This is a genomic window from Kitasatospora sp. NPDC043949 (assembly GCF_056435365.1).
This window is the reverse complement of sequence record NZ_JBWKEQ010000096.1, coordinates 1-12,339: the sequence shown is the minus strand read 5'-3', so window position 1 is coordinate 12,339 and position 12,339 is coordinate 1. Positions and strand designations below refer to the sequence as shown.

Below are 12,339 nucleotides of genomic sequence, written 5' to 3'. Positions count from 1 at the left end.
CGCGGTCGTGTCGGTAGAATAGCAGCGCATATTGATAACCGCCGGTGCCTCCGCCGCGCCACTCGCCCGCCCCCCCCCCCCCCCCCCCCCCCCCCCCCGCACCCCCCCCACCCCCCCCCCCCCCCCCCCCCCCCCCCCCCCCCCCCCCCGGGGCCCTGGGGCCTGACGGGATCAGGCGCCGCGCAGCACCGCGCCGGTGCGGGCGACGGCCTCGGCGACGGCCGCCTCGCGGGCGGCGGTCGCCTCGTCGGCGGTCAGCGTGCGGTCCGCGGCGCGGAAGCGCAGCGCGTACGCCAGCGACTTGCGGCCCTCGCCGACCTGCTCGCCGGTGAAGACGTCGAACAGCCGGATGGCCTCCAGCAGTTCGCCCGCGCCGGAGCGCAGCGCGGCCTCCACGTCGGCGGCCGGAACGGCGGCGTCGACGATCAGCGCGACGTCCTGGGTGGCCACCGGGAAGCCGGAGACCGCAGGGCCGTTGACCTTCTCGGCGCCGTCCGCGGTGAGCAGGTCGACGTCGATCTCCATCGCGCTGGTGCGGGCCGGCAGGCCGAGCGCCTTGACGACGCGCGGGTGCAGCTCACCGGCGTGGCCGACCACCCGGTCGGTGCCGGTGACGACCAGCTCGGCGCAGCGGCCCGGGTGCCACGGCGCCCGCTGCCCCTGCCGGACGGTCAGCTCGACGCCGGCCGCGCGGGCCACCGTACGGGCCGCCTCGACGGCGTCCGCCCAGGACGCCACGGCGCCCTGGCCCCACCAGCCGGACGGCAGCCGCTCACCCGCGAGGGCGACGGCGACCCGGCGCGGCTGGTCCGGCAGCGCGGCGTCCAGCGCGGCCAGCTCCTCGGCGCTCGGCCGGCGGTCGACGGCCGGACGCGGGGCCACGGACAGCTCGTCCTTGGGCAGGAAGACGGTGCCGGTCTCGTAGATCGCCAGGTCGGTGTTGCCGCGGCCGACGTTGCGGCGCAGCGAGCCGAGCAGGCCCGGCAGCAACGTGGTGCGCAGCGCCGGCTCCTCGTCGTTGAGCGGGTTGACCAGCTTGACGGTGCGCCGACGCCGGTCGTCCGGCTCCAGGCCGAGCGCCTCGAAGGCGCTCTCGCCGAGGAACGGGTAGTTGTTGACCTCGACGTAACCGGCCCCGGCCAGCGCGACGCCGATCCGGCGGTGGACGCGCTGGGCCTCGGTCAGGCCCTTGCCCGGGGGCACGTTGGGCATCCGGGCGGGGACGTTGTCGTAGCCCTCCAGCCGGATGACCTCCTCCGCGAGGTCGTACGGGTCGGTGAGGTCGGGGCGCCAGGTCGGCGGGGTGACCTCCAGGACGTCGGCGCCGGCGACCGAGCAGCCGATCTCCTGCAGGCGCCGGGTCACGGTCTCGCGGCCGTACGCGGTGCCGGCGACCCGGTCGGGCAGGTCGGCGGAGATGGTGATGGTGCGCACCGGGTGCGGGGCGGCGATGTCGGTGACCCCGGCCTCGGCGGTGCCGCCGGCGATCAGGACCAGCAGGTCGACGGCGCGCTGGGCGGCGGCGCGGGCGGCCTCCGGGTCGACGCCGCGCTCGAAGCGCTTGGACGCCTCGGAGGGCAGCTTGTGCCGCTTGGCGGCGCGGGCGACGGCGACCGGCTCGAAGTGCGCCGCCTCGATGATCACCTCGGTGGTGCCCGGGCCGGCGGCCGGGTCGAGGATCTCGGTGGAGGCACCGCCCATGACGCCGGCCAGGCCGATCGGGCCGCTGTTGTCGCAGATCAGCAGGTCCTCGGCGGAGAGCTTGCGCTGCACGCCGTCGAGGGTGGTGAGGCTCTCGCCCTGCTCCGCCCGGCGGACCGTGATCGGGCCGCTCACGCGCTGCTTGTCGTAGGCGTGCAGCGGCTGGCCGACCTCCAGCATCACGTAGTTGGTGATGTCGACGGTCAGCGAGATCGGGCGGATGCCGGCCTTCTGGAGGCGGCGCTGCAGCCAGATCGGGGACTTGGCGGTCGGGTCGATGCCGACGACCGTGCGGGCCACGAAACGGTCGCACCCGGCCGGGTCGTTGACCTTGACCAGGTAGCCGAAGGAGTTGGCCGGCGGCACGTCGAGCAGCGCCGGGTCGGCCAGCGGCAGCCCGTACGCGGCGGCGGCCTCGCGGGCGACGCCGCGCAGCGACAGGCAGTAGCCGCGGTCCGGGGTGACGGCGATGTCCAGCACCTCGTCGACCAGCTGGAGCAGCTCAATCGCGTCGGTGCCGGGCTCGAACTCCGGCGGGAGCACGATGATGCCGTCGTGGTCGTCGCCCATGCCGAGCTCGCGGGCCGAGCAGATCATGCCGGCCGAGGTGCGGCCGTAGGTCTGGCGGGCCGCGATCGGGAAGGGCCCGGGCAGCACGGCCCCCGGGAGCACCACGACGACCTTGTCGCCGACGGCGAAGTTGGTGGCGCCGCAGACGATCTCCTGCGGCTCGCCGGTGCCGTTGGCGTCGCCGACGTTGACGAGGCAGTGCCGGATCGGCTTCTTGAAGCCGGTCAGCTGCTCGATGGAGAGCACCTCGCCGACGACCAGCGGGCCCTTGAGGTCGCCGCCGAGCTGCTCGACGGTCTCGACCTCCAGGCCGGCCCGGACCAGGCGCTCCGCCACGTCACGGCCGGTCTCGCCGGCCGGCAGGTCGACGTACTCACGCAGCCAGGAAAGCGGGACGCGCATCAGATCTCCATCCCGAACGGGAGGGTGAAGCGCACGTCACCCTCGACCATGTCGCGCATGTCGGCGACGTTGTGACGATTCATCAGGATCCGCTCCAGGCCCAGGCCGAAGGCGAACCCGCTGTAGCGGTTGGGGTCGACGCCGCAGGCGACCAGCACGCGCGGGTTGACCACGCCGCAGCCGCCGAGCTCGATCCAGCCCTCGGAGGAGCAGGTCCGGCAGGGGCGGTCCGGGTTGCCGACGCTCTCGCCGCGGCACACGAAGCACTGCAGGTCGATCTCGGCGCTCGGCTCGGTGAACGGGAAGTACGAGGGGCGCCAGCGGAGCTCCAGGCCTCCGCCGATCAGCTTCTCGACCAGCACCTCGATGGTGCCCTTGAGGTCGGCGAAGGTGATGCCCTCGTCCACCGCGAGGCCCTCGACCTGGCGGAACACCGGGGTGTGCGTGGCGTCCAGCTCGTCGGTGCGGTAGACGCGGCCGGGGCAGACCACGTAGACCGGGGGCTCGCGGTCGAGCAGGGTGCGGGCCTGGACCGGGGAGGTCTGGGTGCGCATCACCACGCCGGAGTCGGCGGAGCCGTCCGGGGCCTGCACGAAGAAGGTGTCCTGCATCGAGCGGGCCGGGTGGTCCGGTCCCAGGTTGAGGGCGTCGAAGTTCAGCCACTCGGCCTCGGCCTCGGGGCCCTCGGCGACCTGGTAGCCCATCGCGACGAAGGTGTCCTCGATGCGCTCGGCCAGGGTGGTCAGCGGGTGCCGGGCGCCGCGCGGGGCGCGGTCGTACGGCAGCGTGACGTCCACCGCCTCCTCGACCAGCACGCGGGCGTCGCGCTCCGCCTCCAGCTCGGCCTGCCGCTTGGCGAGAGCCTTGTTGACGGCGCCGCGGGCCTGGCCGATCAGCTTGCCGGCGGCGGCCTTGGCGTGCGGGGGCAGGGCGCCGATCTCGCGGTTGGCGAGGGAGAGCGCGGAACGGTCGCCGGTGTGGGCGACCTTGGCCTCCTTCAGCTCGTCGAGCGTGCTGGCGGCGGCGAAGGCGGCGACGGCCTCGTCCCGCGCCTGCTCCACCACCTCGGGCTTGAGGGCCTCGACCTCGACCGGGTCGTACGACTTGTTGGGTGCCGACATCTCTATCTTCCCGTGCTCCTGCTCGTCCGTGCTCAGGTAAGGGTGGCTCTCCCCTGCGGTACGCCCGGCGTGGCCGGGGCACGGGCAGCCGTTCTCCGTACGACGGGGAAGAGGGGTGTCCGCGGCTCAGCCGCACAGGGCGTCCCACAACGCCAAAGGTCGAGTGTAGTCGCAGCGCGTAGCGCGGCTGCCTGGAAGCCCGTCCAGCGGGACCGCGGAGCATGCGTTCATGCTCTTTCAGAGCATGCCCCGCTCGTCGTTCATGCTCCTTCAGAGCATGCTCTGCTTGTCGTTCATGCTCCTTCAGAGCATGCTCTGCTTGTCGTTCATGCTCCTTCAGAGCATGAAGTCCGGAACGCTGGCGGGCAGGATAAATCGGAACCGGGCGCCGCCGCAGGGGGCCCGGTCGACCCGGATCGAGCCGCCGTGGGCCTCCACGATGCCCTTGACGATGTACAGGCCCAGGCCGGTGCCGCCGCGCTTGGAACCGCGCCAGAAGCGGGTGAAGACGCGCGGCATCGACTCCTCGGGGATGCCGCTTCCTTCGTCGCTCACGGTGACCGCGGTTCCTTCCACGATGCGGGGAGGGGTGCCCGAGCGCTCCCAGAGGGGCGCCTCGACGACCTCCTTGGCCGGTGCCACCTCGATCGTGACAGTTCCCTCGCCGTGGCGCACCGCGTTTTCCAGCAGGTTGGCCAGCACCTGGTCGACCTTGTCCGGGTCGGCCCACAGGACGGTCAGCGACTCGCTGATCCGGACGTCGAAGCGCTCCTCGGGGATGCCGGTGGCGACCTTGCGCTCGACGTGCCGGCGCACCGCGGCGGCCAGGTCGACCACCTGCTTGCGCAGTTCCAGCCGGCCGGCGTCGATCCGGGAGATGTCCAGCAGTTCGGCGATCAGCCGGGTGACCCGGTCGGCGTCGGCGTCCACCGTCTCCAGCATCAGCCGCTTCTGCCCGTCGGTGAAGCGCTCCCACTTGGCCAGCAGCGTCGCCGTGAAGCCCTTGACGCTGGTGAGCGGCGAGCGCAGCTCGTGGGCGACGGTGGCGATCAGCTCGGCGTGGCTGCGCTCGGTGCGGCGCCGGGCTTCGGTGCCGCGCAGCGCGATCACCACCCGCTGCGGCGGCCCCAGCGGCACGTCCCGGACGTACCGGGCGGAGACCAGCACCTCGCGGCCGCCGGGCAGCAGCAGGTTGCGCTCCGGCTGGCCGGTGCGGGTGGCCAGGCCGCCGTACGGGTCGGTCAGCTGCCACCAGCGGCGGCCGTCCAGGTCCTCCAGCGGGAGGACGTCCTCCAGCCCGCTACCGAGCGCGGCCTCCGGGGGCAGGCCGGTGAGCCGGGCCGCGGCCCGGTTGAAGCAGACCACCCGGCCCAGCGCATCGGCGACCACCAGGCCGTCCGGTAGGTCGTCCGGGTCGAGCTCTGGCCCGCTGCCGACCATGGGTGTCCTCCCCGATTACCCACCGTGCCGTTCCCCCCACAGAGGCAGACCCTAGCGCCTCGCAGCCCCCTGTAGTAGGCCCTCGGCCGGTGGCGCCGGGAGCGTGCGGGTCAGGCGTTCGAGCGGCAGCCGCCGGGCGAGCGCTGCGCCCGGGCCGAGGCGTACAGGCAGACGGCCGCGGCGGTGGCCAGGTTGAGGCTCTCGGCGTGCCCGTGGATCGGGACGCGCACGACCTCGTCGGCCAGCGCGCGGGTCTCCTCCGGAAGCCCCCAGGCCTCGTTGCCGAACACCCACGCGCCGGGCGCGCCCAGGGTGCCCTCGTCGAGCTCCTGGTCCAGGTCGCGCTCCCCCGCGCCGTCCGCGGCGAGCACCCGGACCCCGGCCGCGCGCAGCTGCGCGACGGCCTCCTCGACCGGTACGCCGACCGCCACCGGCAGGTGGAACAGGCTGCCGACGGAGGCCCGGACGGCCTTCGGGTTGTACAGGTCCACCGAGGCGTCGGTGAGCACCACGGCGTCCGCGCCGGCCGCGTCGGCGGTGCGCAGCACGGTGCCGGCGTTGCCGGGGTCGCGGACGTGGGCGAGGACCGCGACGAGCTTGGGGCGGGCCTTGAGCACCTCGGCGAACGGGGTGTCGATGAAGCGGCAGAGCGCCACGATGCCCTGCGGGGTCACCGTGTCGCAGATGTCGGCGATCACCTCGTCGGTGGCGGTCAGCACCGGCAGCCCCTCGGCCAGCGTCGCCTCGACGATGGCGGCGTGCCGCTCGGCGGCCTCCGGGGTCACGTACACCTCGACCACGGCGTGCTCGGCCGAGCCCGGCAGCTGGCCGAAGGCGACGGCCTCCCGGACGGCCTGCGGGCCCTCGACCAGGAAGCGGCGCTCCTTGGTGCGCTGGTTCCGCTTGGCGAGCCGGCGGGCGGCGACGACGCGCGGCGAGCGCAGGGAGGTGAGCAGGGGGGTGTCGGTGCTCGGCATGGTCTCGTTCTCTGTGGCGGGCGGCGCTGAAGATCCGGGGAAACGCAGAACCGGACCCGCAGGGAGCCTGCGGGTCCGGTCAGAGCTCGACTGATCTCGGAAGATCAGGCGGCGTCGGCGGCAGCCTTGGGGGCGTTCACGTCGGCCGGCAGCGCCTTCTGGGCGACCTCGACCAGCGACGCGAACGCGCCCGGGTCGTTGACGGCCAGGTCGGCCAGCATCTTGCGGTCGATCTCGACGCTGGCGGCCTTCAGGCCCTGCACGAAGCGGTTGTAGGTGATGCCGTTGGCACGGGCCGCAGCGTTGATGCGCTGGATCCACAGCTGACGGAAGTCGCCCTTGCGCTTCTTGCGGTCGTTGAAGTTGTAGACCAGCGAGTGGGTGACCTGCTCCTTGGCCTTGCGGTACAGGCGCGAGCGCTGGCCACGGTAGCCGCTGGCGCGCTCCAGGATGACCCGGCGCTTCTTGTGGGCGTTGACTGCCCGCTTGACGCGTGCCACTTGATTACTCCTTGGGTTGGACCACGGACTACTTCACGTGGTCCGTCATTCGAATGGGTCGGGAAGGATCAGCTGCCCCGCTCACGGCTCGCACCGGGCGGGAGGGCGATCACTTGCCGAGAAGCTTCTTGATCTTCTTGGCGTCAGCGGGGGCCAGCTCGACGGTCCCGGCCAGCTTGCGGGTCAGCGTCGAGGGCTTGTGCTCCAGGAGGTGGCGGCGGCCGGCGCGCTCGCGGAGCACCTTGCCAGAGCCACTGATCTTGAAGCGCTTGCTGGCGCCACTGTGCGTCTTCTGCTTCGGCATTTCGCCGTATCTCCTCGTCGGTCCCGTCCGCGCCCGCGCGGCCTGCGCCACGCGGGCGTGAACTGGATGGATCTGTGTGACCGGGCGGGGCGCCCCGTCACCTTGGGGCCGGTCTCCCGGGCCGCCCTGGCCGGTGAAGGCTCAGGCGCCCTGGGAGGCGGCCGGCTGCTCGACCGGAGCGTCGGCCTCGACGGCCGGTGCCTCGGCCGGGGCGTCCTCTGCCTCGGTCGCCTCGTCGTCGGCGACCTCGTCGTCGGCGACCTCGTCGTCGGCGACCTCGTCGTCGACCAGCAGGTCGTCGTCCACCAGGTCGTCGTCCGCGGCGGCGTCGGAGCCGGGGGTACGGCCCTGACGCTCGGCCTTGCGGGCGTCGGCGAGGGCGCGGGCCTCGGCCATCGCCTCGGTCTTCTTCTTGTGCGGGCCAAGAACCATGATCATGTTTCGGCCGTCCTGCTTCGGCGACGACTCGATGAAGCCCAGGTCCTGGACGTCGTCGGCGAGCCGCTGCAGCAGGCGGAAGCCCAGCTCGGGGCGGGACTGCTCACGACCACGGAACATGATCGTGATCTTGACCTTGTCGCCCTGCTTGAGGAACCGGACGACGTGACCCTTCTTGGTGTCATAGTCGTGCGGGTCGATCTTCGGCCGGAGCTTCATCTCCTTGATGACCGTGTGCGCCTGGTTCTTGCGCGCCTCACGGGCCTTCATGGCCGACTCGTACTTGAACTTGCCGTAGTCCATGAGCTTGCACACCGGCGGCCGGGCGGTCGCCGCGACCTCGACCAGGTCAAGGTCGTACTCCTGCGCGAGCTCCAGCGCCTTGGCAAGCGGCACGATGCCGACCTGCTCGCCGCTGGGACCGACGAGTCGCACCTCCGGGACGCGAATCCGGTCGTTGATGCGGGGCTCGGTGCTGATGGGGCCTCCTCGGTTGCACCTTCTGCGATGCGGCCGTCGGACGGCGGACGCACGTAGTGGACTCGACCACTGGGCGGGGCTTCATTCGTGCTGCGCTGCCCGGCACCTGTTCGGCACCGTGTGCACCGCGACACGAAAAAAGCCCCGCTCGGTACAAGCGGGGCTCCACACAATCCGGGGACAACACCCTGGTGAGGAGCGCTGCTGCGACTCGGCGCCGTGGCGCCCGTCGCGGACCGGGACCCGTCGACCCTGAGGTCGACCAGGTGGGAGACTTTCGCGGTTGCCCTCTCGGGCCTCCTGGGTGGAGCCTCCTCTTGCTGGCCAGGTGCCCATACGGGATCCCGGCCGGTCAGTCTCGAAGCATACAGCGCTGCGGAGTCGAACGCTATTCCGCCCCACCTCACCACCTTTGTCCGCCTCCGGAAGGGCCCTTGTACGCTCCAGGGGTACGGACACCGGCACGACGGAACGAGCCCCCCTTGAGCAGCGAGCCCACCAAGACCCCCGGCGCGGACGACGACGCGATCGGCTTCGACGACCTCACCCGGGACATCGCCGAGGTCCCGGCCGTCGAGGTGATCACCACCGTCGCGGTGCACCTGATGAGCGCCGCCGCGGTCAAGTGCGGCCTGGCCGAGGGCGGGGACAAGGACAAGGACCTCGACGAGGCCCGCAAGCTGATCACCGCGCTGGCCGGACTGGTCACCGCCGGCGCCCCGGAGATCAGCAACTTCCACGCGGCGCCCCTGCGGGACGGCCTGCGCTCGCTGCAGCTGGCCTTCCGCGAGGCCTCCATCGTCCCGGACGCGCCGGGCACGGGCCCGGGCGAGAAGTTCACCGGGCCGGTCTACTCCTGACCCGGACGCGACTCGGGGGCGGTGCGTCACGCGACGCACCGCCCCCGACGCACTTCCTACGGCTCCCCACCGCTCCCTACCGCCTGTAGAGCGGCTCCCCCGGCAGCTCCGCGCTCGCCGGCAGCACCGCGAGGTCCAGCCCCCGGTCCAGCCGCACCCGCAGCACCGGGTCGGCGGCCACCGCCCGCCCGACCCGCTGCACGGCCGCCTGCAGCCCGTCCTGCTCCAGCGCCGGGTCGAACACCACCGCGAGCACCCCGTCCGAGCCCTCCGAGGCCGCCAGCAGCCCGGTGAGCACCTGCGGCTCGGCCGCCAGCAGCCCGCGGACCGCCTCGCGCACCTCCGGGTCCCGGACCGGCGGCAGGAACGGGCGGTTCTCCGCGAGCGCCCGCAGCCGGGCGCCGCTCAGCTGGAAGGGCACCGGCCCGGCCGGGTCGACCAGCAGGGTGTCGGCGCGCTCGGAGAAGGCCACCATCGCGGCCTGCGGGGCCGCCGTCGGCGCCGGGCGGGCGTCGGCACGCCAGCGGGCGAGCGAGTCGAGCGAGGTGAAGGCCGGCAGCGCGCGGCGCCCGTCCGGGGCCTCCAGCACCGGGACGGCCATGTCGCTGGTCTTCTCGTGCTGGTGCCCGTGCTCGTCCACCTCGACCTCGCCGAGGATCGCGACGATCGGGACCATCAGCCGGGTGGGGGTCAGCGCCGCCAGCACCTCCGGCTCGGCCGCGCGGTCCTGCGACCAGCGGGCGAGGGCCTCGGCGAGCGCCGGGTCTGCGGTGCCGTCGTCGTCGGAGAAGCCTGGGTTCGGGATGCCCTTGCCGACGAACGCCGGGTTGGAGAAGTCTTTGCGGTCCACCCGCCCGACCCTATGCCACCGCGCGCGAGCCGCCCCATTTCCCCGCACGCGGGGGCTACCCACCGGTAGTGCGGTGTGGCACCCTGCGCCCATGGTGATCCTCGACGCACCCGCGACCGCTCCCGCTCCGGTCTCCGACCGCCTCCGGTACGACCGGGCCACCGCGCACCTGGACGGTCCGGTGGCCGTCGTCGACCTCGCCGCCTTCGACGCCAACGCCGCCGACCTGGTGCGCCGGGCCGCCGGCAAGCCGATCCGGGTGGCCAGCAAGTCGGTGCGCTGCCGGGCGCTGCTGGAACGCGCGCTGGCCGTGGACGGCTTCGCCGGGGTGATGAGCTACACCCTCGACGAGTCGCTCTGGCTGGCCCGCACCGGCGTGCGCGACGTCCTGCTCGCCTACCCCTCCGCCGACCGGGCCGGGTACACCGAGCTGACCGCCGATCCGGCGCTCGCCCGCGAGGTCACCGTCGTCCTCGACGACCCCGCCCAGCTGGACCTGATCGACAAGGCCCGCGGCGGCGACGCCGAGGTGCGGGTCTGCCTGGAGCTGGACACCGCGCTGCACCTGCTCGGCGGGCGGGTCCGGGTGGGCGCCCGGCGCTCCCCGCTGCGCACCCCCGAGGACCTCGGCGCCTTCGCCGAACTCGTCCAGTACCGCCGGGGCTTCCGGGTGGTCGGCCTGATGGCCTACGAGGGGCACGTCGCCGGGGTGGGCGACCAGGTGCCCGGCCGGCCGCTGCGCTCGCAGCTGATCCGGCTGATGCAGGCCAGGGCCAGGACCGAACTGGCCGAGCGGCGGGCGGCCGCGGTCCGGCGGCTGCGGCGGGTGGCCGAGCTGGAGTTCGTCAACGGCGGCGGCACCGGCAGCGTGGAGTCCACCGTGGCCGAGCGCGCGGTCACCGAGGTCGCGGCCGGCTCCGGGCTCTACCTGCCCCGGCTGTTCGACAACTACCGCTCGTTCCACGGCCGTCCGGCCGCGCTGTTCGGCCAGCCGGTGGTGCGCCGCCCCGGCGTCGGCGTGGTGACGGTGCTCGGCGGCGGCTACCCCGCCTCCGGCGCGGCCGGCCCGGACCGCTCGCCGGTGCCGTACCTGCCGCAGGGGCTGCGCTACGACCCGATGGAGGGCGCCGGGGAGGTGCAGACCCCGCTGCTCGGCGCGCCCGCGGACGACCTGCTGATCGGCGACCGGGTCTGGTTCCGGCACGCCAAGGCGGGCGAACTGTGCGAGCGCTTCGCCGAACTGCACCTGATCGAGGGCGATCGGATCGTCCGGACCGTCCCGACGTACCGGGGCGAGGGGAAGGCGTTCCTGTGACCGGTCGGCGGCCGGCGGCGGCCTGACCGTCCGAACGGCCGTCCGACGACCTTTCCGGAGCCTTAAGCGGGCCCGATGGAACGCCTAACCCGGCCGTTCCGTCGGGCCTTTGCCCTGTTCGGGGGCCTACAGTCCGTCAGAAAGCGTGGCACGCGCGACTATTGCCAGCTGGTCCAGACCAATCATACGCTCTGGCCAGGGGTCCGCGGTCCGGGCCGGCGGCCCCCGAACGGGCAGGCGTGTCCGCTCCCCCCACACTCGCCCGGAACGACGGTCAAGGAGTCCCCACCCCATGTCCATCAAGCGAAGTGCCCTGTCCGTCGGCGCGGTCGGCGCCGCGGCCCTCGCGGTGGCCGTTTCCACCGCAGGCACCGCCAGCGCCCACGGCACCATGACCAACCCGGTCAGCCGGGTCGCCGCCTGCTACGCCGAGGGCCCCGAGCACCCGGTGTCCCAGATCTGCAAGGACCTCGTCGCCGCGAGCGGCACCCAGCCGCTGTACGACTGGAACGAGGTGAACATCGCCAACGCGGCCGGCAACCACCAGTCGCTGATCCCGGACGGCAAGCTCTGCTCGGCCAACCGCGACAAGTACCAGGCCCTGGACTGGCCGCGCACCGACTGGCCGGCCACCGCGGTCAAGGCGGGCGCCTTCACCTTCCAGTTCCGCACCACCGCGCCGCACGTGGGCACCCAGACCGTCTACATCACCAAGCCGGGCTACGACGCCACCAAGCCGCTGAAGTGGTCGGACCTCGACCCGACGCCGGTCGCCCAGGTGCAGGTCGACCGCACCGCCACCAACGGCTTCTACACCTACGCCGGCACCCTGCCGCAGCGCACCGGCCGCCAACTGCTGTACACGGTCTGGCAGCGCAGCGACAGCCCGGAGGCGTTCTACAGCTGCTCCGACGTCGACTTCGGCGCGGCCACCGCGGCCGGTGCCCCGGCGGTTCCGGCGCTCGCCGCGCAGGCCCCGGCCGCGCCCAGCGACGCGCAGATCGCGGCCGACGCGCCCAAGTCCACGGTCGCCCACCACGGCCACGGCGGCGACCCCAACTCCCCGGCCGGCGCCGTGATCCCGACCGCCGCCGCGGCCGTCGGCACGTCGGCCACCGGCCCGCTGCTGCTGGCCGGCGCCGCCGCGATCAGCGTCGGCTGGGCCGGCATGGTGCTCCGGCGCCGTCGCATCGAGGCTGTTCGACGCGACTCCTGACGCCGGACGCGGGGCCGGGGCGGCCAAAACCCCCGTCCGGCCCGGTTCCGCGGCTCCACCCCGTCCGGAACGAACGGCGGGGGGGGGGGGGGGGGGGGGGGGGGGGGGGGGGGGGGGGGGGGGGGGGGGGGGGGGGGGGGGGGGGGGGGGGGGGGGGGGGGGGGG

General features: G+C 73.6%; 11 protein-coding genes. 3 read left to right on the top strand and 8 right to left on the bottom strand.

Features of this window, described 5'->3' with window-relative positions:
- Nucleotides 1–171: 171 nt before the first annotated feature.
- The 7 genes from pheT to infC form a co-directional block, all read right to left on the bottom strand.
- Complete coding sequence (pheT, locus tag AC07AL_RS37980) at nt 172–2,673, bottom strand: phenylalanine--tRNA ligase subunit beta (protein WP_363583814.1); 2,502 nt, start codon at nt 2,671–2,673, stop codon at nt 172–174.
- Nucleotides 2,673–3,794 (bottom strand): phenylalanine--tRNA ligase subunit alpha, encoded by a 1,122-nt coding sequence (gene pheS, locus AC07AL_RS37975; RefSeq protein WP_363372880.1) that lies wholly within the window; start codon nt 3,792–3,794, stop codon nt 2,673–2,675. The genes pheT and pheS overlap by 1 nt, the downstream gene beginning before the upstream one ends.
- 336 nt (nt 3,795–4,130) lie before the next feature.
- Nucleotides 4,131–5,234 carry a sensor histidine kinase gene (locus AC07AL_RS37970; protein WP_363583816.1) on the bottom strand — a complete coding sequence of 368 codons (1,104 nt, stop codon included), beginning with the start codon at nt 5,232–5,234 and terminating at the stop codon, nt 4,131–4,133.
- Nucleotides 5,235–5,344: 110 nt separating this feature from the next.
- Nucleotides 5,345–6,211: a TrmH family RNA methyltransferase gene (locus tag AC07AL_RS37965; RefSeq protein ID WP_350877932.1), complete on the bottom strand. Its 867-nt coding sequence runs from the start codon at nt 6,209–6,211 to the stop codon at nt 5,345–5,347.
- A gap of 104 nt (nt 6,212–6,315) precedes the next feature.
- Nucleotides 6,316–6,711 (bottom strand): 50S ribosomal protein L20, encoded by a 396-nt coding sequence (gene rplT, locus AC07AL_RS37960; protein ID WP_030055649.1) that lies wholly within the window; start codon nt 6,709–6,711, stop codon nt 6,316–6,318.
- 109 nt (nt 6,712–6,820) lie between these two features.
- Entirely contained in the window at nt 6,821–7,015 is a 195-nt protein-coding gene (gene rpmI, locus AC07AL_RS37955; RefSeq protein WP_030055648.1) for a 50S ribosomal protein L35, read from the bottom strand.
- 141 nt (nt 7,016–7,156) lie between these two features.
- Entirely contained in the window at nt 7,157–7,933 is a 777-nt protein-coding gene (gene infC, locus AC07AL_RS37950; protein WP_363583961.1) for a translation initiation factor IF-3, read from the bottom strand.
- A gap of 482 nt (nt 7,934–8,415) precedes the next feature.
- On the opposite strand from infC, the gene AC07AL_RS37945 reads away from it, so the two are divergent.
- On the top strand, nt 8,416–8,793 hold the full coding sequence (locus tag AC07AL_RS37945) for a DUF1844 domain-containing protein (protein ID WP_350877933.1): 378 nt from the start codon (nt 8,416–8,418) through the stop codon (nt 8,791–8,793).
- A 76-nt stretch (nt 8,794–8,869) separates the two neighbouring features.
- Here AC07AL_RS37945 and AC07AL_RS37940 read toward each other — a convergent pair whose 3' ends face one another.
- Nucleotides 8,870–9,643 carry an SseB family protein gene (locus AC07AL_RS37940; protein ID WP_363583818.1) on the bottom strand — a complete coding sequence of 258 codons (774 nt, stop codon included), beginning with the start codon at nt 9,641–9,643 and terminating at the stop codon, nt 8,870–8,872.
- 91 nt (nt 9,644–9,734) lie between these two features.
- On the opposite strand from AC07AL_RS37940, the gene AC07AL_RS37935 reads away from it, so the two are divergent.
- Both AC07AL_RS37935 and AC07AL_RS37930 read left to right on the top strand, forming a co-directional pair.
- A complete protein-coding gene (locus AC07AL_RS37935; protein WP_363583820.1) occupies nt 9,735–10,958 on the top strand; it encodes an alanine racemase in 1,224 nt (407 codons plus the stop codon).
- 292 nt (nt 10,959–11,250) lie between these two features.
- The gene (locus AC07AL_RS37930; protein ID WP_363583822.1) at nt 11,251–12,174 is read left to right on the top strand and encodes a lytic polysaccharide monooxygenase auxiliary activity family 9 protein; all 924 of its coding nucleotides are present in this window, start codon (nt 11,251–11,253) and stop codon (nt 12,172–12,174) included.
- The last annotated feature ends 165 nt before the right edge of the window (nt 12,175–12,339 follow it).